Here is a 21,648-nt window from a genome sequence, read left to right as displayed (position 1 = left end):
TCACCCGGTGGGCGATCGAACGATCGCCCCGGTGATCAGACATCCGCGCTAACGGCCTCGCTGCTGGCGTCCTCGCCCGACTCCTCGTCCTCCTCCAGGGCTGGCGGAACCAGCACCACTTCGGAGAGGCGATCCCCACTATCGAGGCGTTGCAGCTTCACGCCCGTGGCGGCACGGGACTGCTGGGGCACCGCGTCGGCTTGCATCCGCACGATCACACCGCGCTCGCTGACCAGCAGCAACTCCTCACCAGCACCAAGCACCCGCAGGCCCACGAGCACATCGCCGTCCCGGCGGAACTTCATCGCCCGCAGGCCCATGCCGGCGCGCTTCTGGAGGCGGAACTGATCCACAGGGACCCGCTTACCCAGGCCGCTGGCTGAGGCCACCAAAACCCATGGTCCCTCGCTGGGCGCCACCTCCTCTGCATCGTCCTCGTCACTCGCAGCACTGCTGCCCTCGACACGGTCCGCGAGTTCCACCGGGAGCACGTCCATGCTCACCAGCTGGTCCCCAGGCCGCAGGTTCATCGCCCGCACGCCCCGGGCGGTACGGCCCAAAGGCCTCAGCTCCTCATCGCTGAGGCGGAAGTGGATGGTCATGCCATTGCGCGAGCCGATCAGGACGCTGTCGCCCGGCTGGGCAAGGCGGACCCAGGTCAGGGCATCGCCCTCTTCCAAGGAGATGGCAATCAAGCCATTGGAGCGGATGTTGGCGAAGGCCGAGAGACGGGTGCGCTTGACGTAGCCACCGCTGGTGAGCATCACCAGAACGGCGTCCTCAGTGAACTCACTCACCGCCAGCAGTGAGGTGATCTGCTCCTCCCGCGGGATCGGCAACAGCTGGACGATGGGCGTGCCCTTGGCCGCACGACTGCACATCGGCACCCGGTAGGCGGGCACGGTGTAGACGACGCCACGGTCGGAGAACAGCAGCAGCGAGTCGTGGTCGTTGCAGCTGATGAAGAGACGGACCGCCTCTTCCCCTTGGGTTTTGGTGCCGGCCTTACCGCGGGTGCCGCGGCTGGTGGCCTCGAACTCACTGACCGGCATCCGCTTGAGGTAGCCGTTCTCGGTCAGCAGCACGACAGAGCGCTCGTTGGCGATCAAATCGATGTCTTCGAGACCGCCTTCGACATCGAGAATCTCGGTGCGGCGCGGGGAGTCGTAGCGGGAGCGGATGACGCCCAGCTCGTCGGTGATCAGGCCATAGACCCGCTCCTTGCGGGCCAGGATGTCCTTGTAGTCCGTGATCTTGGCGAGCAGATCCTCGTGCTCGAGGCGAATCTTGTCGGCCTCAAGGGCGGTGAGGCGGCGAAGCTGCATCTGCAGGATCGCGTCCGCCTGAACTTCACTCAGTCCAAATTGCTCAACCAGCTCCAATCGGGCGCTGGCGGTATCTGCAGCACCGCGAATCAGGGCAATGATGGCGTCGAGATTGTCGAGCGCAATCAGCAGGCCCAGCAGAATGTGGTCGCGCTCTTCGGCCTTGCGCAGCAGGTATCGCGTCCGGCGCTCAATCGTCTCGACCCGGAAGTCGAGGAAGACCTGCAACATCTTGCGCAGGGTGAGCAGCACGGGCTCGCCATTGACCAGCGCCAACATGTAGGCACTGAAGTTGCTCTGCAGCGGCGTGAGCTTGAACAGGTTGTTCAGCACCACCTGGGGGTAGGCATCCCGACGCAGCTCAATGACGATCCGCATCCCGTCGCGGTCGGATTCATCGCGGATATCCGCGATGCCTTCGAGCTTTTTGTCATTGACCAACTCAGCAATGCGCTCAATCAGCGCCGCTTTGTTGGTTTGGTAAGGCAGCTCGGTGATGATCACCGCATCGCGATCGGGGCGCCCCTTGGCCTCAACCGTCTCAATCGCAGCGACACCGCGCATCGTGACGGAGCCCCGGCCCGTTTCGTACATCTCACGGATGCCGCGGCGGCCAAGGATTTGTCCACCGGTGGGGAAATCAGGTCCGGAGACGTAACCCGTTAACTCGCGATCGGTGAGTTCAGGGTTGGCGATGAGGGCCAGCAGGCCATCAATCAGCTCGGTGAGGTTGTGGGGAGGAATGTTGGTGGCCATGCCCACCGCAATTCCTGTCGATCCGTTCAGCAAGAGCTGGGGGATGCGCGCAGGCATCACCGTTGGCTCTTGCTGCGAACCGTCAAAGTTGTCGATGAAATCGACGGTTTCGCTCTCGATGTCCTCGAGAAGGCTGTCGGTGGTGAGAGCCCGGAGCCGCGATTCGGTGTATCGCATGGCGGCCGGCGGATCGTTATCCACCGAACCGAAGTTGCCGTGACCATCGATCAGCGGCATGCGCATGGAGAAGTCCTGCGCCATGCGCACCAGCGCGTCATAGACGGCCGTATCGCCGTGGGGGTGGTACTTACCCAGCACCTCACCCACAACACGGGCGCACTTTCTGTAGGGCCGATCGCTCGTCAGGCCCAGCTCGTACATCGCATACAGGATGCGGCGATGCACAGGTTTGAGACCGTCGCGGGCATCGGGCAGGGCCCGTCCCACGATGACGCTCATCGCGTACTCCAAATAGGAGCGCGACATCTCGTTGCGAAGGTCAGCCTGAATAATTCGGCCGTCGGATCCGCCTGGTCCTTCTCCGTCCCCCGCGGGCATCTCACGGGGTTCGGTTGGATCCGCCATTCGTGACAGCTTTGATTAGAACGCATTTTATCGGTACTTGCGCCTGTGTCTGCCTCCCCTGGGTCAACCCCCACTCGGAGCGAGACAGAACTGCTGCAACTGCAACGGGACGGGGAACTCCAGGTCCGCAGCGCTACGCAATTTCGAGAGCTGGCCGAGGCGCGGGGATTGGAGCAGGCCTACCTGGAGACCCACGTCGTCGTCGCCAGCGACGCCGAGCTGATGCAGCAGGCCACGCTGGTCCTGCACCTGGGGCCAAGCGATCCACCGATCCGGATTCGTCAGTTCCGTTTTGGACCTGCTGAAGGCCACGGCGGTCACGGCAACACCGATCTCGTGATTCCGATGGGGACCGGGGGCGCGGCCCTGCTCAGCGCACTGCTCGCGGGGCAACGTCTGCCCCTCTCCATTGGCGGGACGCCCAGTCAGCAGCAGCCCAAGGTTGAGCTAGAGACCGAACTCGGCCTGGAGGACATCCCCTGTGGCCGCCTGCTGCTGCACCGCGGCATCAGCGAAAACGGCGTAGTGGCGGTCAGCAGTCGAGAAGGCCTCACCCCAACCCCCTGGGGGCCCGTGCTCGGCCCATGGACCAGCGCGCTCTACAGCTGCCGCGGCCCCGGAAGCATCGGTCTGAGCATGCCTGGCTTGACGGGCCTTGGAGCGGGATCACCCGTCCTCGTGGGGGGAGCCATCGGCTGGGTCAGCGGGCCTGGCAGCGGCCACAACCCCAAGACGAAACGAAGCAGCGACGGGTTTGCGCTCGGGCCAGGGGCCTGTTGTGCCCTGGAGGTGGACCTGCATGGACTCAGACCATCGGCCATCCGGGCCACCCGACTTGCCGACGGCAGCAGCGGCCTGCTCGTGGCCATCGCCGCCCCCATCCCGCTCTTGAGCCTCAGCACTGCGCAACAACTGACGGCAACAGCTGAAGAGCTGTCAGCGCCGGTCTTGGACTACGGCATCCCCAGGCGTGTGCGCCCCTCTCCCGCAAGCGCCCGCTACAGCGAGCTGTTCAGCGGTGCCATTCGGCTCGGTGATCGGCAGCTCACGGCCGCACCAGCCCACAGCCCACGGCTGGCGGCGGAAGCCGAAGCGCAACTGGCAGAGATGCTGCAAAACGGTGCCTTCCCCCTGCGCCTGCCCCTCGCACCACTGCCCAGCGACCGGACTGTGCGGGCGCTGAACTAACACCAACCGAACCGACAACGATCAAAAACGGCCGTAAGCTCCCGGACCATTGATCTCAAACCCCAAGCCATGGCTGATGCTCCTGCCCCCCAGCCGGACGCCGAGCAGCAGCCCGAAGGCGAGGCTCTCGAGGTCCAAGCCACTGAAACCGTCGCAACGACTGAAACCGTCGAAAGCGAGCTAATCGAGACGGCAGCAGAGACCGCCGCGGAACCCACAGTCGAGGTCGCACCGGAGCCCGAACCGACTCCAGCGCCGGAGCCGGAGCCCGTTCCTGCTGCTGAACCGGTGAATGCCTGGACCCCCCAGGTCGCCAGCACCACCGATGTGCCGGCCAGCCCAGCGGCGGTGGCCACCGCGAACGAAGGCGAGGGCGGCGAATGGGAGTTGCTGGTTGAGAAGGTCAAGCAGTGGATTGCCAGCGGCCAACTGCAGCAGCAGTGGCAAACCGCTCGCACCCCCATCACCCTGGTTGCCGGCCTGATCGGCCTTCTGCTCGTTCTGCGGATCTATGGCGCCCTGCTGGGCGTGGTGGAAAGCGTGCCCCTGCTGCCTGGATTGCTGGAGCTGGTGGGTGTGATCAGCGTCGTGAGATTCAGCCTGACGCGCCTGGTCAAGAGCGACGATCGCCATCAGGTGATCGACGGCCTGAAGCAGCGCTGGAGCAGCTTTAGGGGTCAGCGCTAGCAGACGGTTGAGGGCCAGAAGCAGTCAGGCCGGTTGATAGCTTGGCTTGATTGCTTCAAAAGGTCTCAGGTGGACATTCAGCTCGGCCGTTCCCGTACTGTGCGCCGCGCCTACGGCATCGATGAAATCGCCTTGGTGCCAGGCGGTCGCACGGTCGATCCGGCCGTCACCGACAGCAGCTGGACCCTGGGGGGCATCACCCGTGAGATTCCGATCATCGCCAGCGCCATGGACGGCGTGGTTGATGTGGGGATGTGCGTCGAGCTGGCCAAGCAGGGCGCCCTGGGCGTTCTGAACCTTGAAGGGGTTCAGTGCCGCTACGACGATCCCAACCCTGCGCTCGATCGGATCGCCTCGGTGGGCAAGGAAGAGTTCGTGCCCCTGATGCAGGAGCTCTACAGCCAGCCCGTGCGGGAAGACCTGATCCGCAAGCGGATCGCTGAAATCAAAGAGCGCGGCGGGATCGCCGCCGTCAGTGGCACGCCCGTGGCCGCCCTGAAATTCGGCAAGGCCATCGCCGAGGCCGGTGCTGATCTGTTCTTTGTGCAGGCCACGGTGGTCAGCACGGAACACATCGGACCGGAGGGCCAAGAGAGCCTGGACCTCGAGGCCCTCTGCCGCGATTTCGGGGTTCCCGTGATCATCGGCAACTGCGTCACCTATGACGTGGCCCTCAAACTGATGCGCGCCGGCGCCGCTGGCGTGATGGTGGGCATCGGCCCTGGAGCCGCTTGCACCTCCCGCGGCGTCCTCGGCATCGGCATTCCCCAAGCCACCTCCGTCGCCGACTGCGCTGCAGCCCGCGACGACTACATGAAGGAGAGCGGCCGTTACGTGCCGATCGTTGCCGATGGCGGCATCGTCACCGGCGGTGACATTTGCAAGTGCATCGCCTGCGGCGCCGATGCCGTGATGATCGGCTCCCCGATTGCCCGCTCCGCCGAAGCCCCCGGTCGCGGCTTCCACTGGGGGATGGCCACACCCAGCCCCGTCCTTCCCCGCGGCACCCGCATCAAGGTGGGAACCACCGGCAGCCTCGAGAAAATCCTGCGCGGCCCGGCCTCCCTCGACGACGGCACCCAAAACCTGCTGGGCTGCATCAAGACCTCGATGGGCACCCTGGGGGCACGCACCCTCAAGGAGATGCAGCAGGTGGAGGTGGTTGTCGCCCCCTCCCTGCTGACCGAAGGCAAGGTTTATCAGAAGGCCCAGCAATTGGGCATGGGTAAGTAAGCGACCGCGTTAGCCTCCGGAGTGTGTGGGGCCAAAAGCCCTCACACTCCTCACACCCCCCGGCTCGGCGCGTCCGAGCTTTCATTCTTTGGCCGGGACTGGCGGCATCGCCGCCGGCTCCACTCCACCCAGTTACGAGTTCCTCCAGGCCTCAGCCGAAGCCGAAAACTCGTTGCTACATTCCGAAAACACTGATCCTGACCGGATGTCCAGCGCCGCAGCCGTCACCGACGCTTCCTTCGAGCAAGACGTGCTCAAGAGCGATGTACCCGTTCTTGTGGATTTCTGGGCGCCCTGGTGCGGCCCCTGCCGCATGGTCGCTCCGATCGTCGACGAAATCTCGAAGGAGTTCGAAGGCAAGATCAAGGTCTTCAAACTCAACACCGACGAGAACCCCAACGTCGCCAGCCAGTACGGGATCCGCAGCATCCCCACCTTGATGATCTTCAAGGACGGCCAAAAGGTCGACACCGTTGTCGGTGCTGTGCCCAAGACCACCCTCTCCGGCACCATCTCCAAGTACCTCTGAGCGTCAGCGGCACCGCCCAAGACCTCCCCTCAAGCCCGGCCTTTGGCCGGGCTTTTCTGTCCTGATCCCAAACGATGGCGATCGAGCGAAGCCCCCTGGACGCGTTGGCCGATGCCCTTGAGGGCCATCCCCAACGCCGCTCCATCGAGCGCAGTGTGGTTCAGCTGCTGGAGATCGCACGCAATAGCCGTGATGCCGATGAGTGGCGACTGATCACCGGTGCCCTGGCGGACATCCGCGATGGCTTCAACGTCTTTGCCCCCCATCGCCAGACCCGCAAGGTGACCGTGTTTGGGTCCGCCCGAACCCAGCCGGCGGAGCCGGCCTATGCGCTGGCCGAGGAGCTCGCCCGCGAAGCGGCCCGGCGCGGCTTTGAAGTGATGACGGGAGCCGGCGGCGGCGTCATGGAGGCGGCGAACCGCGGCGCGGGCTGCGAGAGCAGCATTGGCCTGAATGTGGACCTGCCGTTTGAGCAGCACGCCAATCGCTACGTCAATGCCTGCGACGGGCGCCTGCTCCACTTCCGCTACTTCTTCACCCGCAAGCTCTTCTTCCTGCGCGAAAGCGACGCCCTGGTGGTCATGCCCGGCGGTTTCGGGACCTTTGATGAGCTGTTCGAATCGCTGACCCTGATTCAGACCGGACGGACCCCGCCGATCCCCCTGGTCCTCCTGGCTCCAGAGGACGACAGCTTCTGGAGCGATTGGCTCAAGACCATTGACGGCACCCTGCAGGACAGGGCCTTGATCTCTAGCGAGGACACCTCCCTGTTTAAACAGGCCCGCAGTGCCGCCGAGGCCCTGGAGCAGATCAGCCGCTTCTACCGGGTGTTCCACGGCGCTCAACTCGCGGGGGAGCAGACGGAGCTTCTGCTGCACTGCCCTCTGCCTGCCGCCACGGTGGCCGAGCTCAACCAACGCTTTGATCTCCTCGTGGATGAGGGGAACATCAGCCAAGGGGAGAGCTGCGACCCCAACGGCATCCTTCGGCCCTGCCTGCGTTTCCAGCTCGATCGCCGCAAGGTCGGGCTGCTCTACCAACTGATCGATGTGCTCAATGGCCTGCCGCTCGAGCTCCCCCCCTCGATCGAGCAACCTGGACAACGTCTCTGCTCGCTCCCGCCCACCCCATGACGCGCATCGGCCTGATCGACTACGGGATGGGCAACCTGCATTCCGTGCAGCGGGCTCTAGAGCGCCTGGGCTGTGAAGTGCGGATCCTGCAGCAGGCCGAAGCCCTGGAGGACTGCCAGGCCCTGGTCCTGCCCGGGGTGGGGGCCTTCGACCCGGCCATGGAGCGTCTCCATGCCTCCGGGCTCGTGCCCGCGATCAAGGCCTGGTGCAATGCAGGGCGCCCCCTCCTGGGGATCTGCCTGGGCTTGCAACTGCTCTTTGAGAGCAGTGATGAGGGTTCAGCCTCCGGCCTTGGACTGCTCGCAGGTCACATCGCAGCGCTGCCAAAGGTTCCGGGTCATCCCATCCCCCACATGGGCTGGGAAGCCCTGATTCCCGGAACGCCCTCCCCGCTACTGCCCGAGGGAGCGCCAGACAGCTGGGTCTATTTCGTCCACTCCTTTGCAGCCCAGCCCAAGGATCCGAGCTGCATCACCGCCTCGGTGTCCTTTGCCGGCCAGGACGTCACCGCAGCCGTCTGGCAAGGCAGCGTCGCAGCCTGCCAGTTCCACCCTGAAAAATCCTCAGAAGCGGGTGAGCAGCTGCTTCGCCGCTGGCTGCACTGGGTCGAGGAACAGGCATGAGCCTGCGACTCAGTGGCGGACGCAAACTGCTGAGTCCCCCTGGAGACATCGCTCGCCCCACGGCCTCTCGGGTGCGCCTAGCCGTCATGAACATGCTGGCGGCCGAGCTCCCTGGAGCCCACTGGCTTGATCTCTTCTGCGGGAGCGGAGTGATGGGCTGCGAAGCGCTGTTGCGCGGTGCAGCCAAGGTGGTAGCGGTGGAACAGGACCGTCGCGTCGGCGCCACGGCCCGCAGCAACCTGGAGCTGGTGGCCTCCAGCCTGCAACCGAGACCTTCGGTCCAGGTGATCCAACAGGAGGCGATCCGTTGGCTGGGATCAGCCCAAGGGGAGAGCTTTGATCTGGTCTATGCCGATCCGCCCTATGCCGCTGGCCTCTATGGCGCGTTGCTTGAGCGCCTGGCCGCCGGAGATTGGCTCCATCCACAGGCCCTTGTGCTGCTGGAGCACGCAACAAAAAACCCGCCGGAGATCCCGGCGGGTTGGGTGGTCGAGAAGCAAAAGCACTACGGCAGCTGCGGCCTTCTGGTGCTCGCTCGCTCTTGAGATCAGCCGCCCAGGGCGCTGCCGCGGCGGTATTGGTTCCAGGCGGCCACGAACAGACCCAGCAAGGTCACGGGAATCAGACCGAGCACGATGCCGCAGAGCAGGGGTTCGATCATGGACGGAGCAACCAGCTTTGGTTGCACAATTCTCCCACGCCCATGGCTGGGTTCGTGACCGATCTCCATCAACCGTGACTGCAGAGACCCCCACCCCCGCGCAGCAACCCCAGCGGGGCCTGATCTCGGCGCTGGTTCTGTTGACGGCGATCTGCGTGACGATCGTGATGTTGGTGGTCGTGATCCCGGCTGCCCGCAGCGATCCCTACACCCGAACCACCCTGCAGCTCAGCGGCTCCGCCGAACAGGGCGAGCAGCTGTTTTTGCTGAACTGCGCTGGCTGCCATGGCATTGCCGCCCAGGGCTTGGTGGGGCCCAACCTCCACAAGGTCGATAACCGCAAGAACAATCGCCAGTTGATTCAGCAGGTGGTCAGCGGACGAACGCCGCCCATGCCGCGCTTCCAACCGGAACCCCAAGCCATGGCGGATCTCCTGGCCTACCTCCACAGCCTCTCGTGAGCCTGGCGGTGGTGCTGGTGGAGCCGGCGGGCCCCCTGAATGTCGGCAGCGTCGCGCGCCTCTGCGCCAATTTCTCGGTGGATGAACTGCGGCTGGTCGCCCCCCGCTGCGATCACCTGGGCGATGAGGCCCGTCTGATGGCCGTGCATGGCGAGGCACTGCTGGAGCAGGCCCAACTCTTCCCCACCCTTGAGGCCGCCCTTGCCGATTGCCGCCGCGTGGTGGCCACTAGCGGCCGCATCGAGGAGGAGGCCTTGCCCCTGAACGGTCCTGCAGAAGCCCTCTCCTGGCTGCAGGCCTCCGACACGGATGCCTCCTCCGCCCCAGCGGCTCTGGTCTTTGGCCGAGAAGACCGCGGCCTGAGCAATGCAGAACTGCTGCAGGCGGGGCGAATCCTGCGCCTGGAGACCAGCGAGGCCTACGCCTCGATGAACCTCTCCCATGCCGTTGCGGTCTGCCTGCATGAACTGCGGCGCTGCCCCGCACCCACCGCCCCCCAGCCGGAGCCCTGCCAGCGGGAGCAACTGGAGGCCGCACTCAGCGATGCGGAAGACCTGCTGCTGGAGGTGGGCTTCCTTTATCCCCATACCGCCCAGGCGCGCATGGCCAAGCTGCGCGCCCTGCTGCAACGCGCTGAGATCCGCGACGAGGAAGTCGCCCTGCTGCGGGGAATGGTGCGTCAATTGCGCTGGGCATCACAGCGAGACTGCCCCTAACGTCTGAGCCCAAGCTTCGATCGCTTCCGTGGGCGCAGGTCGGTCACAACGTTCAAACCGCTCCAGCTGGGGAGCACCGCTGCGCTTGGTCCTCCGTCTCCTGGTGATGGGGCTGGGGCTAGGGGTGATTGCCGGAACCGGCCTGAAACTGCTGGCTCCAAAACTGGGGCAAGGGGCGGCCCAAGTCGCCAAACCCCAATCGCTGCTCGCGCCCCCAGGACGGCCGCTTCCGCGCGGCCTGGATCTCGGCCGCTTTGAGCCAAGGCTCGAGCTGACCGCCCTGAGCAAGCGCTGGGCCCAACTCGCCGCGCAATACAAGGACCTGACCGTCAGCGGCTATCTGCTGGTGCTCGATGACGGCCGCTTTGCCGAGCTCGCCCCCCAACGGCCCCTGCCCGCCGCCAGCTCCATCAAGACCCCAATCCTGCTGGTGGCTCTTGAGGATCTCGATGCCGGGAAACTGCGCTGGGACGAACGGCTACCGATGACCAAAGAGGTGGTCGGTGGCGGCGCGGGCTGGATGGCGAACAAGCCCGTCGGCACGACCTTTCCCTTCTGGGAAGCGGCCAACGAAATGATCCGCGTCAGCGACAACACGGCCACCAACCTCTTGATCAAACGGGTGGGCGGCAAAGCCGTCATCAACGCCCGCTTCCAGGCCCTGGGGCTCAGCAGCACCGTCGTCAACAACTGGCTGCCGGACCTCGACGGCACCAACACCACCAGCGCCTACGACCTCGCCCGCTCCATCGCCCTGGTGGATACGGGCGAAAAACTCAGCCCGCGGGCCCGCGATCTCTTCCGTGAGGTCATGGGCCGCTCCCGCACCAACACCCTCTTGCCCCTTGGGATGTTGATGGGCCTTGGGGGAGATTCGGCGACCCCCGACAGCGAGCTGATGGCCCACGGGGTGACCGTCTACAACAAGACCGGTGACATCGGCATTGCCTACGCCGATGCGGGCCTGATCGAATTGCCCGACGGCAAACGGGCCGTGGCCGCCTTCATGGTCAAGGGGCCGTTCAACGACCCGCGCTCCACCAACTTGATCCGGGCCATGGCGGGGGAGATCTCCAAAAACCTGGTGCGCAAACCAGCGCCTGCGCCTGCCAAGCCCAAGAAACCCACCGCCTGAGGACTCCTTCGATGCTTCCTGTCCTCCTGGCGGCAAGCCCCCAAGCGGCTCCCATCCTTCGCCCGCAACAGGTCCTTCCTCTGCCGGGGAGCCTCGATGCGGTGTTGATGCTCAATGACAACAATCCCGAGTTGATCAGTGGGCCAGGGATCCTGCTCTCGACCTTCGCCGACCCGAGGCACCGCGACGCCCACCTGGATCTGCCGTTGAACGGTCGCTTCGACCTCTTCAGCCACCACGTCTATGCGGGCACCCCAGAGCAACCGGACTCGACCATCTGGCTGGCGGTGGTGGCCCAACCCAGAGGCGAGCAAGCGGTTGAGCTCTCGCTCTTGAGTGGCTCCACCGCGCTCTCCCAGTCCACGGACGGACGCGAACCCCAGGCGCCCTTCCTGCCCCTGCCGGAGCGGATGCGCCAGGACGGCTCCACCTACGCAGGCCCTGGAAGCCGGGTGGCCACGGAACTGCTGCTGCGCCAACGCAACCCCAACCTGCCGAAACGCTGGACATTGCGCCCGGGGTCCCCCACCACCCTGCTGCTGCTGCCGATTCCGGTGCAGGGACTCGATCCACTGCTGAATGGCCGCAATCTGCAACTGCGGCTCCAGGCCAGCGGTGCGATCAGCGTCGCCACCCTGGCGGCCTTCGGGAACGGAAACGAGCCGCCAAACCAGCAGGCACTCGCGCAAATCCTGAGCTCGGGCGTGCTGAGCCCCAAGGAGCACAAACCCACCCCAAGGGGCGCCCGGGGGCGCATGGTCTATTCCCGCGTCAGCGGCGTGCAAATCGGGAGTACCTGGAGCGCCACCGTCAGCGATCCGGGCAAGAGCTGCCTCTCCACCACCTCGGCCCCCATCTCCTGGCCGATTGCCTCGCTGGAGCGTGGCCGCCTCGGAACCGGCCAGGTGCAGACCGCCGAGCTCAAGGCGCACTATCCGGGCACGGCCTGGGCCGCCCACGGCAACTACGGCGTCGCCTACGACATTCGGATTCCGCTCTGCAATCGCTCCAAGAGCCCCGCAGCGCTGGCCGTTGCCCTGGAGTCACCGCTCAAGACCGATCAGGCCGTCGGCGGACTGCAGTTCAACAGCAGTCCATCGCGCTCCGTGATGTTTCGCGGGACGGTGGAACTCAACGGGCTCGACGGTCAACCCAGCCGCCAGAGCTTCCATCTGGTCCAGCGGGCGGGCCAGCAAGGTCCTGAACTGGGCCGCATCAGCCTGACTCCAGGGGAAACGCGGGAGCTTCGCGTGCGCCTGATCTACCCCGCCGATGCCACCCCGCCGCAGGTGCTCAGCCTGCTGCCTGTGAAACAATCGCCAGCACCGCCAGACAGCCTCCAGCCGTGACGCAAGCCCGCAAGCGCAGGGTCTTTCCCTTCACCGCCATCGTGGGTCAGGAGGAGATGAAGCTGGCCCTGCTGTTGAACGTGATCGACCCCCGCATTGGCGGCGTGATGATCATGGGAGACCGCGGCACCGGTAAGAGCACCACCATCCGCGCCCTGGCTGATCTGCTGCCGGAGATCGACGTCGTCGCCGGCGACCCCTACAACAGCTCCTCCAGCGACCCTGACCTGCAGAGCAGCGAGGTGCGCCAGCGGGCCGAACAAGGTGAGCAACTTCCCACCGAGAAGCGCCAGGTCCCCATGGTGGACCTGCCCCTGGGGGCCACCGAAGACCGCCTCTGCGGCACCATCGACATTGAAAAGGCCCTCAGCGAGGGTGTTCGCGCCTTTGAGCCCGGCCTGCTGGCGAAAGCCAACCGCGGCCTGCTCTACGTCGATGAGGTCAACCTGCTGGACGACCACCTGGTGGACGTGCTGCTCGACTCCGCCGCCTCCGGTTGGAACACCGTTGAGCGCGAGGGCGTGAGCGTTCGCCACCCTGCTCGCTTCGTCCTGATTGGCTCCGGCAACCCGGAAGAGGGTGAACTGCGTCCCCAGCTGCTGGACCGCTTCGGCATGAGCGTCGAGGTGCGCACCGTGCGCGACCCCGAACTGCGGGTGCAGGTGGTGGACCAACGCACCGCCTTTGACAACGACCCCGACGGCTTCAACAACGCCGTTCAGGGAACACAGGACGGCCTCCAGGCCCGTGTTGTTGAGGCGCAGAACCGTCTCCCCCACGTTCAAATCGACGACGACCTGCGCATTCGCATCTCCGCCATCTGCGGTGAGTTGGATGTGGATGGCCTGCGCGGCGACATCGTCACCAACCGGGCCGCCCGGGCCCTGGCCGCCTTCGAAGGGCGCACGGAAGTCACCGAAGACGACGTGGCCCGCGTGGCTGCTTGCTGCCTGCGCCACCGCCTGCGCAAGGACCCCCTCGAGCAGATCGACTCAGGCGATCGCGTGGTCAAGGTCTTCTGCAAGGTGTTTGAGCGCCCTGAAAGCAGCGACAAGGCCGCCTTCGAACTGGCCCTCGCCGCCTAAGGCCGTTGCGAATCCTCGGCATCGATCCCGGCCTGGCTCGCGTGGGCTACGGAGTGATTGATGTCGAGGAGGGTCCTGGCGGGGCCCAAACCATGCTCGATTGCGGGATCATCCGCACCGACCCGGGCCGCAGTGATGGCGAGCGGATGGTGGAAATCGCGAAGGATCTACGGGTCCTGATCCGCAACTGGAAGCCTGATCTAGCGGCGGTGGAGAAGTTTTTCTTCTACCGCTCCAGCACCACGATCTCGGTGGTGCAAGCCCGGGGGGTGCTGATGATGACCCTGGCCCGCTTCAGCATCCCGGTGGTGGAGTTCCCGCCCATGCAGATCAAGTTGGCCTTGGCCGGCCACGGCCATGCCGACAAGGACGATGTGCTCGATGCGGTGATGCGAGAGCTCAACCTCGAGACCCCGCCGCGGCCCGATGATGCCGCCGATGCCCTGGCGGTCGCGCTCACCGGCTGGTTTCAGCGCTGATGGAGGGTCAGAAAGGGCCCTTACGCCAGACCTTCAAACAGCGGCGGCTGAACCTGCACGCCAGCTGCGCCCCCCGGCTTCAGGCCCAGGCGATCCAGCACCTGCCGGGCCTGCTGCCGGAAGGACGCCTGCTCGGGCTGTACTGGCCCTTGCCCGGAGAGGTGGACCTGCTGTGCCTCGCTGATCTGCCGTCGCTCAGCGGCCGGATCGCCCTGCCCTGCATCGCCGGGGGCCGTTTGCAGTACCGGCGTTGGCGTCCCGGTGATCCCACCGCAGCGGATGAGACCGGGATCCCCGCCCCCAGCGACGCAGCTTCAGTCCTGGAGGCGGAACAACTTGGACTGCTGCTGGCCCCTGCCCTGGCCTTCGATCAATCCGGGATCCGCCTGGGCTACGGCGGTGGCTGGTTCGACCGATTGAGGCAGTCCTCCCCCTGGAGGGACATCCCAGCCCTGGCGGTGGTTGCCAGCGGATGCCTGGTGGAGCAGCTCCCCGCTGAGGCCTGGGATGTGCCCTTCCCAGGCTGGCTGGATGAGGAGGGGGTGCACTGGCGGCCTGGGTTGCAACCTGTTGAGCAACCGTGAAGCCCGGGCGCACCGGCGCGCTGGATTTGGCAGGATCGGAGCAGTTCAGGGCGGCACCGGTGGATCTGGCTGGCAACGACGCATTCCTCTCCGCCATCACTGCCGGGCGTCAATCTGCCTCCGAGGAGCAGCGCCGCGGACCAAGCATTGCCATCAACCGCGGCACAGCAGCCGAGCAGGTCATGGCATCGGAGCTCAAAGGGCGCGATGAGAGCAGCGACGCCCTCTCGATGATGGTGAGCTCCATGGTTCACATGGTTCAGGCCGGCAAAACCAAGACAGACAGCCGCTGGTCCGCTTAATCCAGATGCGAGCCGCTGCTGTCCTCTGCGCCGCCACCCCAGTTCTGATCTGGGCCTCAACGCCGCCAGCCAGGGCCCATGGCATTGAGACAAGCATCAACCGGCTCGAGGCCCTCAATGCCCAGCTGGTGCTTCAGAGCCAGTTCTCCACCGGAGAACCCACCCAAGATGCCCTCGTCCGGCTGATTGGCCCGGATGGAAGCAGCCAGGAGCTGGGCCGCACTGACGCGAGCGGTCGACTGAGCTTTGCCCTGCCCCCTGGCAGCCAAGGCTCCTTTGAACTGCAGGTGGATGGGGGACCAGGCCATCGCGACTACCTGGAGATGCCGGTCCAGGGCGGTCAGGTCCAGCTCGATCAGATCAGCGCAGGGCCCCGGCAACGTCCGCTGCTCTGGCTCAGTGCCCTGGGTGCAACTGCCATGCTGCTGGGACTTCAGCGCACCAGACGCAACCGTTAATGGCCACCGGCAGCCAGAAGCTCGATCAAATCGTTGACCGCCTCAAAGGCACGGCCGACCCCAAGCGCCGCTACGAATACGTGCTCTGGCTCGCCAAGAAGTTGGAGCCCCTGCCGGAGGAGTTCCGCAACGACGTCTTCAAGGTCAAGGGCTGCGTCTCCCAGGTGTACGTGGTCGGTCAGCTCGTGGATGGAAAACTCCACTGGCAGGGCGATTCCGATGCCGCCATCACCAAAGGCCTCCTCGCTCTATTGATTGAGGGCACCGAGGGCCTGGATCCCTCGGCCATCGCCGGCATTGACCCGGCCTTCTTGAGTGAAACGGGTCTGCAGGCCAGCCTGACCCCCTCGCGGGCCAATGGCTTTCTCAACATCTTCAAGATGATGCAGGCCCAAGCCAGCGCCCTCAGCTCAGCCGACTAGGTCGATTTCTAGGATCAGTCGTTTCGGAACGGCGTCAGGATGACCATCGGCATCGGCTTGCTCGGGCTCGGCACTGTGGGAGCAGGCGTTGCGGAAATCCTGCAGACCCCTGACGGTCGCCATCCACTGGTGGGAGAACTGGCGCTGAAACGGGTCGCCGTAAGGGATCTGAACCGCCCTCGGCCCATCGATCTCCCCAGCGACATCCTCTGCACCGACCCTGAAGCGGTGGTCCAGGACCCCGCGGTCGACATCGTCGTTGAGGTCATGGGCGGCCTCGAGCCTGCCCGCAGCCTGATCCTGGCGGCGATTGCGGCTGGCAAACCCGTAGTCACCGCAAACAAAGCGGTCATTGCCCGCCATGGCGAAGAAATTGCTGCTGCGGCCGCCGAACAAGGCGTTTATGTGCTGATCGAAGCCGCCGTTGGCGGCGGGATCCCGATCATCGAACCCCTCAAGCAATCCCTAGGGGGCAACCGCATCCAACGGGTGAGCGGGATCATCAATGGCACCACCAACTACATCCTCAGCCGCATGGCCGATGAGGGTGCGGCCTATGCCGAGGTGCTCGCTGATGCCCAACGGCTGGGCTATGCCGAGGCCGATCCCGCTGCCGATGTGGGTGGTGGCGATGCCGCCGACAAGATCGCCATCCTCTCGGGCCTGGCCTACGGCGGACCGATCGAGCGCGCGGCCATTCCAACCGAAGGCATCGATCGCCTGGATGGCTGCGATGTGACCTACGCCGAGCAACTGGGCTACGTCGTGAAACTGGTGGCCCAAGCCCAGAATCTGGGCACCGCCAGCGATGGCACCGTGCAGCTGGATGTACGCGTCAGCCCCACCCTGCTGCCCAAGGATCACCCCCTCGCCGGGGTGCATGGCGTGAACAACGCCATCCTGGTGGAAGGCGACCCGGTGGGTCGTGTGATGTTCTACGGCCCTGGAGCCGGATCCGGGCCCACCGCCTCCGCCGTGGTGGCTGACATCTTGAACATTGCCGGGATCCGGGCGGCCACCGGCAACAGCGGCGGACTCGACCCGCTGCTGGCGGCCAGCCGTTGGCGCAATTGCGCCCTGGTGGATGCGGGCGAGACCCTGCAGCGTCACTACGTGCGTCTGCAAACCGGTGATGAAGCCGGAGTGATCGGCCGCATTGGCAGCTGCTTTGGCGAGCAAGGGGTCTCGATCCGCTCCATCGTCCAGTTCGAAACCACCGGGGATGCGGCCGACGCCGAGATCGTGGTGATCACCCATGAGGTGAAGCAGCAGCACTTCGCGGCGGCACTCGCCGCCATCAAGGCCCTGCCAGAGGTGAAAGCCGTGGCCGCCTGCCTACCCACGCTCTAGTGGCAGCGGAGCTGGCACCTGGGCCAGAGTTGGGGGATCGATTCGTGCCGTTCCCCTGACCCAAGCGCAGTTTTGTAGCGCCTCAAACGTTTTGAGCGCAAACAAGGCGGAATTCTTGGCGGGTCAGTTGGTTTGAGCCTCGGCCTCTTTGCTCTGTTGGCCATGAACCCATCTCGCGCCTTCCATCAAGGCGATTGCGTCAACCTGATCAGTGATTCCCACACCTATCAAGTGGTGGGAATCGATGACAGCCACGACCGCTGCTGGGTGCGGCGCTGGCCCCTGGCCCGCCATGGGTGCCCGGTGTTTGAGATTTCCCTGCAACAGCTCGAGCCCCGCAAATCGATGTCTTAGGGCTTGAATAGGGGCGCTCAGCCAAGCGCCCCATCACTCGCCTTCCCGCTGCTGCCGGCCTGCTCGCCTTGCTGCCGGCCCTGCAGCTGCTGATGGGCTGCCAACCACCCCATCCCGCTGGCCAGCTGGTGGTGGCCAACAAGAGCAGCCTGGACTCCGTCGACCCGGTTGACGTCTATCTGCTGGCCGGAACGCAACTGCTGAGCGCCGTCGGCGACCCGCTCTACGCCGCCGATCGCCAGGGGCAACTCCAACCCAGGCTGGCCACGGCCCTGCCGCAATTCAGTGCGGATGGACTCAGCGCCCGGATTCCACTGCGCCAAGGCGTGCTGTTCCACGACGGAACCCGCTTCGACGCCGAGGCGATGGTCTTCAACCTCAACCGCTTTCGGCGCCTGGGGAAACTCAGTTATCTGCTGGATGATCGGATCGAATCCGTCCGCAGCGTTGGGCCCTACGCGATCGAAGTCCGCCTGACGCGCCCCTATCGCGCCCTGGCGGCGCTGCTGAGTTCGATCACCTTCACCCCGGTCTCCCCGACGGCCTACCGGGACTACGGCGAGCGCTCCTTGACGGGCCGCTTTGTCGGCACGGGCCCCTACCGCTTGGTGAGCTTCAGCCCGCGCAAACAGCAGTTGCTCCCCTTTGCGGACTACTGGGGCGAGCCCGCCAAGAACGCGGGGATCCACCTCATCACCCTGAGCAACTCCACGGCCCTCTTTGGCTCCCTCATCAGCGGAGAGGTGGACCTACTGATCTCCAGTGGCCTCGAGAGTGACCAGCAGCAGGCCCTCGATGCCCGCGTGGCGCGCGGTGAGCTGGTGAGCGGAGAAGGGCCGGCGATCGAGATCGCCCTGATGGCCCTCAACAGCCAACGCCCTCCCTTCAACCGCAGCAGGCTGCGGCAGGCGGTGGCCCTCAGCCTGGATCGCCGGCTGATCAGCCAACGGGTCAGCTTTGACATGAGCGAACCCCTGCGCTCCCTGGTGCCACCACCGCTGGCCGGCTCGAGCCCGCCCAGCTGGCCGGCCTACGACCCCAAGGCCGCTCGGGCCCTCTACCGGCAAGAGGGCTACTGCTCAGGGCAACGGCTGACGCTGCCGCTGACCTTCCGCTCGAACCATGCCTCGGATCGTCTCTTTGCCCTGACCTGGCAAGCCCAGTTGCGCCGGGACCTCGGAGACTGCGTGCGCCTGGAGATCACAGGGGTGGAGTCCACCAGCGCCTACCGGCAGCTGTCCCAGGGGGTCTTCCCGATGATCATTTACGACTGGATTGGCGATTACCCCGACCCCGACACCTACCTGGCACCCCTACTGGGCTGCCGCAGGAGCAAGGGCGACCAATGCCTCTCAGGCAGCAGCGTCGATTCCGGTAGCTTCTGGACCAGGCCAGGCCTGCAACAGCAGCTCCAGGCCAGTGAGAGCCGTACGGGTGCGGCGCGCCAATCCACCCTGTTGACGATTCAACGGGAGGCGGCGGATGGGGCCTCCTTTGTTCCGCTCTGGCAAGTCAATGCGCGCGCCTGGGGGCAGCGAAACCTCAGCGCGCCCCAGTTCGATGGAAGCGGTCGGGTGATCCTGCAGCAGCTGGAGCCGGTGAAGCGATGAGCCGACGCCATCACCTCTGGGGCTACCTGCTGAGCCGCCTGGCCCTGGTGCCGGTCATGCTCTGGCTGATCGCGAGCCTGGTCTTTCTCCTGCTTCGGGTTGCCCCTGGCGATCCCATCGATGCCCTGCTTGGCCCGCGGGCACCGCAAAGCGCTCGAGAAGCCCTCCGGCAACAACTGGGCCTCGATCAAAGTCTTCCGGTCCAGTACGGCCAGTACCTGAGCGACCTGCTGCACGGCCAGCTCGGGACCTCCTTGACCAACCAAGAGCCTGTGACGGCGGTGATTGCCCGCAGTCTTCCCGCCAGCCTGGAGCTCGGCCTGACCGCCCTGCTGATCGCAGCGGTCGTTGGCCTGGCCGTTGGCTTCAGTGGCATTGCCAGGCCCGAGGGGAAGCTCGATCTCTCCGCCCGGCTCTATGGGATTGGGACCTACGCCATGCCGCCGTTTTGGGCGGCGATGATGGTCCAGCTGGTCTTCGCGGTCTGGCTGGGATGGCTGCCGGTCGGCGGACGCTTCCCCGCCACTTTGATCCCACCCGATGGCAGTGGCTTTTATCTGCTCGACAGCCTGCTGCAGGGGAACGGCCAGCAGTTCTGGGGAGCGATCCGGCATCTCGTGCTGCCCGCCAGCACCTTGGGGATCCTGCTCAGCGGGATCTTCGCCAATGCCCTGCGCCTGAATCTGCGCCGGGCCTTGGATTCCGACTATGTGGAAGCGGCCCGCAGCCGCGGCCTGAGTGAACGCCGGGTCGTGCTTCGCCATGCCCTGCCCAACGCCCTGCTGCCGGTCCTGACCATCGCCGGGATCACCGTGGCCTCCTTGATCGGTGGAGCCCTGTTGATCGAGGTCACCTATTCCTGGCCTGGGGTGGCCTTCCGTCTGCAGGAGGCCATTAGCCAACGGAACTACCCCGTCGTCCAGGGGATCGTCGTGGTGGTGGCCAGCCTGGTGGTGGCGGTCAGCGTTCTTGTGGACCTGCTGGTGGCGCTACTCGATCCACGCGTGAAGTTCTGACCTCGATGCGTTCCTGCCAGAGCTTGGCCAGGTCGTGGTCAAGCACATAGGCACTGACACCACCAACGTGCCGGCGCTGGGGCGGTAGGTCCCGCTTCAGCCCCCCTTGATCGAGGCCCCAGAGAAACTCACTGCTCAAGCTCAAGATCAAGTTCTGCACCCGGGCGGGATCCACACCAACCCACTCCTCGCCGAACTTGAACAGGGGGGCCTCGCCTCCGGCCTGCATCCGAACCGGGGAGAAATGACTCGCCCCCTCCAACAACACCAAACGGCTGCGGGGATTGGGATCAGGCAAAAACAGATGCAGCTGCTCACTGAGCGGCGGCGTAATCAAGTCCAGGCTTCCGCCGACCATCAACACCGGCGCCTCCAGGCCACGCAGACCCCGATGGGGCCAAAGCAGGCTGCCGAAACCGTTGAGGGTCACCACCCCTGCAATCGGCTGGGCCAGCGGTTGCGCCGGCGGCAGGGGCACCTCGGGGAGCTGGCACTGGAGCAGCCGCGAGAGGTTGATCAGGGGTAGATCCGCCAGGGATCGCTTGCAACGGCGCTGCAGTCCTGGTTCCGGACGCAGCCCTGCCGCCAACAGGCTCGTCAGCCCCGCCAGGGAGTGACCCATCAGGACCACCCGCTGCCCCAGTTGCGGCAATCCCCCGGTTTGCGCCGCGGCCACCACGGCCTGCAGGTCTTGCACCCGGCCGGGGAGGGTCTCAGCTCCAGGGGGGAGACGTCGCCCCTGGACCAACTCCCGCACCGCCAGTTCGTTGCTGCCGGGGTGATCGAGCAGGACCACGGGCCAGTCCCGTTCATGCAGGGCCTGGGCCAACCAGCGCAACTGATCGGTACTGCCCCCCAAGCCAGGCATGAGCAACACCCAGGTCTTGGCATCAGGGACCGGCCAGAGCTCAAGCGCCAGGGGCTGCTGGCGATGGGGAACCGGCAAACGCCAGCGCTGGGGAGCCTGATCAGCCGCAGAGGATTGCTGATCCAGCAGCACGCCATCGGAGAGCGGCAGCAGCGGGGTCCCCTGCGGCAGCGGCAAGGTCTGCAGGGCCTTGAGCGCCAGCTCCTGATCGAACAACTGCTGCTGCCAACCGCGGGCGAGCAGCTGGAGTCCATCGAGATTGATGGTGAGCTGCTGGGCCGGCAGTGCCCGCATCAGCTCGATCACCGTCACCTGCCGCTGCTCTTTGAGCAAGGTGTTGAGGGTGCTGAGAACCAGCGGACCGGCATTGCCGTTCTCGGTGCTGATCAAGACGCCCAGTTCTTCGGCGACCCGCTGGCCCGCCCAACTGCGCATCATCTGTTGGGTGAAGCTGCGCTCCCGCACCAATGGGGCATTGAGCAGCTGATGCAACTGCTGCTGGCTTTGGGGATCGAGCAGGTTGAGCCAGACCGCCAGCTCCCCAGCGCGCGTGGACGGATCCCTGCTCCAGCGTTCCAGTTCCACCAGGTTGAGGGGCAGGTCCAACCCCTCCAGGTGGATGTCGAGTTGCTCAGCGGCCCGCAGTGGCGGAGCCAGCAGGGAGCCCAAGGACAGAACGCCAGCCAGCAGACTGCTGGTCAGTGCACGGCGGCGACGCAAGCGGGTTGGCTCAACCACG

The 21,648-nt window shown here is 65.5% G+C and carries 24 protein-coding genes; 21 read left to right on the top strand and 3 right to left on the bottom strand.

From position 1 onward, the window contains the following. Positions 1–35 precede the first annotated feature (35 nt). Positions 36–2,666, bottom strand: a complete 2,631-nt coding sequence (gene gyrA, locus QZ186_RS04560) for a DNA gyrase subunit A (protein ID WP_296416008.1) — start codon at positions 2,664–2,666, stop codon at positions 36–38. Between the two features lie 45 nt (positions 2,667–2,711). Here gyrA and QZ186_RS04555 point away from each other — a divergent pair, with 45 nt between their 5' ends. The 7 genes from QZ186_RS04555 (at position 2,712) to rsmD (ending at position 8,604) form a co-directional block, all read left to right on the top strand. Then, on the top strand, positions 2,712–3,854 hold the full coding sequence (locus tag QZ186_RS04555; protein ID WP_296416007.1) for a homocysteine biosynthesis protein: 1,143 nt from the start codon (positions 2,712–2,714) through the stop codon (positions 3,852–3,854). 69 nt (positions 3,855–3,923) lie between these two features. Further along, complete coding sequence (locus tag QZ186_RS04550; RefSeq protein WP_296416006.1) at positions 3,924–4,541, top strand: CAAD domain-containing protein; 618 nt, start codon at positions 3,924–3,926, stop codon at positions 4,539–4,541. A 69-nt stretch (positions 4,542–4,610) separates the two neighbouring features. Beyond that, positions 4,611–5,774 carry a GuaB3 family IMP dehydrogenase-related protein gene (locus QZ186_RS04545; RefSeq protein ID WP_010317920.1) on the top strand — a complete coding sequence of 388 codons (1,164 nt, stop codon included), beginning with the start codon at positions 4,611–4,613 and terminating at the stop codon, positions 5,772–5,774. Between the two features lie 205 nt (positions 5,775–5,979). Continuing rightward, complete coding sequence (trxA, locus tag QZ186_RS04540; RefSeq protein ID WP_010317921.1) at positions 5,980–6,303, top strand: thioredoxin; 324 nt, start codon at positions 5,980–5,982, stop codon at positions 6,301–6,303. Between the two features lie 74 nt (positions 6,304–6,377). Beyond that, positions 6,378–7,436, top strand: coding sequence for a TIGR00730 family Rossman fold protein (locus tag QZ186_RS04535; protein ID WP_296416005.1), 1,059 nt, complete (start codon positions 6,378–6,380; stop codon positions 7,434–7,436). Beyond that, positions 7,433–8,059, top strand: coding sequence for an imidazole glycerol phosphate synthase subunit HisH (gene hisH, locus QZ186_RS04530; RefSeq protein WP_296416004.1), 627 nt, complete (start codon positions 7,433–7,435; stop codon positions 8,057–8,059). The genes QZ186_RS04535 and hisH overlap by 4 nt, the downstream gene beginning before the upstream one ends. Continuing rightward, positions 8,056–8,604 (top strand): 16S rRNA (guanine(966)-N(2))-methyltransferase RsmD, encoded by a 549-nt coding sequence (gene rsmD, locus QZ186_RS04525; RefSeq protein ID WP_296416003.1) that lies wholly within the window; start codon positions 8,056–8,058, stop codon positions 8,602–8,604. Before hisH ends, rsmD begins: the two co-directional genes overlap by 4 nt. A gap of 2 nt (positions 8,605–8,606) precedes the next feature. On the opposite strand, the gene petG is transcribed toward rsmD, so the two are convergent. Beyond that, positions 8,607–8,720: a cytochrome b6-f complex subunit V gene (gene petG / locus QZ186_RS04520; protein ID WP_006041770.1), complete on the bottom strand. Its 114-nt coding sequence runs from the start codon at positions 8,718–8,720 to the stop codon at positions 8,607–8,609. A gap of 74 nt (positions 8,721–8,794) precedes the next feature. On the opposite strand from petG, the gene QZ186_RS04515 reads away from it, so the two are divergent. The 14 genes from QZ186_RS04515 to QZ186_RS04450 all read left to right on the top strand — a co-directional run bounded on the left by QZ186_RS04515 (position 8,795) and on the right by QZ186_RS04450 (position 20,041). Beyond that, positions 8,795–9,181 (top strand): cytochrome c, encoded by a 387-nt coding sequence (locus QZ186_RS04515; RefSeq protein WP_247479176.1) that lies wholly within the window; start codon positions 8,795–8,797, stop codon positions 9,179–9,181. Further along, positions 9,178–9,897: an RNA methyltransferase gene (locus QZ186_RS04510; RefSeq protein WP_247479178.1), complete on the top strand. Its 720-nt coding sequence runs from the start codon at positions 9,178–9,180 to the stop codon at positions 9,895–9,897. The genes QZ186_RS04515 and QZ186_RS04510 overlap by 4 nt, the downstream gene beginning before the upstream one ends. A 28-nt stretch (positions 9,898–9,925) precedes the next feature. Continuing rightward, the gene (locus QZ186_RS04505) at positions 9,926–11,032 is read left to right on the top strand and encodes a serine hydrolase (RefSeq protein ID WP_029626403.1); all 1,107 of its coding nucleotides are present in this window, start codon (positions 9,926–9,928) and stop codon (positions 11,030–11,032) included. An 11-nt stretch (positions 11,033–11,043) separates the two neighbouring features. Then, positions 11,044–12,381: a DUF3370 domain-containing protein gene (locus tag QZ186_RS04500; RefSeq protein WP_296415998.1), complete on the top strand. Its 1,338-nt coding sequence runs from the start codon at positions 11,044–11,046 to the stop codon at positions 12,379–12,381. After that, positions 12,378–13,466 carry a magnesium chelatase ATPase subunit I gene (bchI, locus tag QZ186_RS04495; RefSeq protein ID WP_010317938.1) on the top strand — a complete coding sequence of 363 codons (1,089 nt, stop codon included), beginning with the start codon at positions 12,378–12,380 and terminating at the stop codon, positions 13,464–13,466. The genes QZ186_RS04500 and bchI overlap by 4 nt, the downstream gene beginning before the upstream one ends. 5 nt (positions 13,467–13,471) lie before the next feature. Beyond that, the gene (gene ruvC, locus QZ186_RS04490) at positions 13,472–13,945 is read left to right on the top strand and encodes a crossover junction endodeoxyribonuclease RuvC (protein ID WP_010317939.1); all 474 of its coding nucleotides are present in this window, start codon (positions 13,472–13,474) and stop codon (positions 13,943–13,945) included. Beyond that, positions 13,945–14,529 carry a 5-formyltetrahydrofolate cyclo-ligase gene (locus QZ186_RS04485; RefSeq protein WP_296415996.1) on the top strand — a complete coding sequence of 195 codons (585 nt, stop codon included), beginning with the start codon at positions 13,945–13,947 and terminating at the stop codon, positions 14,527–14,529. Before ruvC ends, QZ186_RS04485 begins: the two co-directional genes overlap by 1 nt. Continuing rightward, positions 14,526–14,831 carry a hypothetical protein gene (locus QZ186_RS04480; RefSeq protein WP_296415995.1) on the top strand — a complete coding sequence of 102 codons (306 nt, stop codon included), beginning with the start codon at positions 14,526–14,528 and terminating at the stop codon, positions 14,829–14,831. The genes QZ186_RS04485 and QZ186_RS04480 overlap by 4 nt, the downstream gene beginning before the upstream one ends. 5 nt (positions 14,832–14,836) lie before the next feature. Next, positions 14,837–15,289: a hypothetical protein gene (locus QZ186_RS04475; protein ID WP_247479191.1), complete on the top strand. Its 453-nt coding sequence runs from the start codon at positions 14,837–14,839 to the stop codon at positions 15,287–15,289. Further along, a complete protein-coding gene (locus tag QZ186_RS04470) occupies positions 15,289–15,711 on the top strand; it encodes a SufE family protein (protein ID WP_247479193.1) in 423 nt (140 codons plus the stop codon). The genes QZ186_RS04475 and QZ186_RS04470 overlap by 1 nt, the downstream gene beginning before the upstream one ends. A 39-nt stretch (positions 15,712–15,750) precedes the next feature. Further along, a complete protein-coding gene (locus QZ186_RS04465) occupies positions 15,751–17,061 on the top strand; it encodes a homoserine dehydrogenase (protein WP_296415990.1) in 1,311 nt (436 codons plus the stop codon). A gap of 162 nt (positions 17,062–17,223) precedes the next feature. Next, a complete protein-coding gene (locus QZ186_RS04460; protein WP_050778503.1) occupies positions 17,224–17,415 on the top strand; it encodes a hypothetical protein in 192 nt (63 codons plus the stop codon). Positions 17,416–17,483: 68 nt separating this feature from the next. Further along, entirely contained in the window at positions 17,484–19,025 is a 1,542-nt protein-coding gene (locus QZ186_RS04455) for an ABC transporter substrate-binding protein (protein WP_296415989.1), read from the top strand. Further along, the gene (locus QZ186_RS04450; RefSeq protein ID WP_010317952.1) at positions 19,022–20,041 is read left to right on the top strand and encodes an ABC transporter permease; all 1,020 of its coding nucleotides are present in this window, start codon (positions 19,022–19,024) and stop codon (positions 20,039–20,041) included. Before QZ186_RS04455 ends, QZ186_RS04450 begins: the two co-directional genes overlap by 4 nt. Here QZ186_RS04450 and QZ186_RS04445 read toward each other — a convergent pair. Then, positions 19,986–21,647, bottom strand: coding sequence for an alpha/beta fold hydrolase (locus tag QZ186_RS04445; RefSeq protein ID WP_296415988.1), 1,662 nt, complete (start codon positions 21,645–21,647; stop codon positions 19,986–19,988). The genes QZ186_RS04450 and QZ186_RS04445 overlap by 56 nt on opposite strands. Position 21,648 lies beyond the last annotated feature (1 nt).

Origin of the sequence: Vulcanococcus sp. DEBay_Sum29NL08_54, from assembly GCF_017859255.1 — a bacterium.
Classification (GTDB): domain Bacteria; phylum Cyanobacteriota; class Cyanobacteriia; order PCC-6307; family Cyanobiaceae; genus Vulcanococcus.
This window is presented reverse-complemented; position numbering and strand designations above follow the sequence as displayed.

Bases quoted from the DNA above. Each gene is read 5' to 3' on its own strand.
- rsmD (WP_296416003.1), top strand. From the start codon at position 8,056: ATGAGCCTGCGACTCAGTGGCGGACGCAAACTGCTGAGTCCCCCTGGA.
- trxA (WP_010317921.1), top strand. From the start codon at position 5,980: ATGTCCAGCGCCGCAGCCGTCACCGACGCTTCCTTCGAGCAAGACGTG.
- gyrA (WP_296416008.1), bottom strand. From the start codon at position 2,666: ATGGCGGATCCAACCGAACCCCGTGAGATGCCCGCGGGGGACGGAGAA.
- QZ186_RS04465 (WP_296415990.1), top strand. From the start codon at position 15,751: ATGACCATCGGCATCGGCTTGCTCGGGCTCGGCACTGTGGGAGCAGGC.
- QZ186_RS04500 (WP_296415998.1), top strand. From the start codon at position 11,044: ATGCTTCCTGTCCTCCTGGCGGCAAGCCCCCAAGCGGCTCCCATCCTT.
- QZ186_RS04460 (WP_050778503.1), top strand. From the start codon at position 17,224: ATGAACCCATCTCGCGCCTTCCATCAAGGCGATTGCGTCAACCTGATC.
- QZ186_RS04535 (WP_296416005.1), top strand. From the start codon at position 6,378: ATGGCGATCGAGCGAAGCCCCCTGGACGCGTTGGCCGATGCCCTTGAG.
- petG (WP_006041770.1), bottom strand. From the start codon at position 8,720: ATGATCGAACCCCTGCTCTGCGGCATCGTGCTCGGTCTGATTCCCGTG.
- QZ186_RS04475 (WP_247479191.1), top strand. From the start codon at position 14,837: ATGCGAGCCGCTGCTGTCCTCTGCGCCGCCACCCCAGTTCTGATCTGG.
- hisH (WP_296416004.1), top strand. From the start codon at position 7,433: ATGACGCGCATCGGCCTGATCGACTACGGGATGGGCAACCTGCATTCC.
- QZ186_RS04550 (WP_296416006.1), top strand. From the start codon at position 3,924: ATGGCTGATGCTCCTGCCCCCCAGCCGGACGCCGAGCAGCAGCCCGAA.
- QZ186_RS04485 (WP_296415996.1), top strand. From the start codon at position 13,945: ATGGAGGGTCAGAAAGGGCCCTTACGCCAGACCTTCAAACAGCGGCGG.
- QZ186_RS04470 (WP_247479193.1), top strand. From the start codon at position 15,289: ATGGCCACCGGCAGCCAGAAGCTCGATCAAATCGTTGACCGCCTCAAA.
- QZ186_RS04450 (WP_010317952.1), top strand. From the start codon at position 19,022: ATGAGCCGACGCCATCACCTCTGGGGCTACCTGCTGAGCCGCCTGGCC.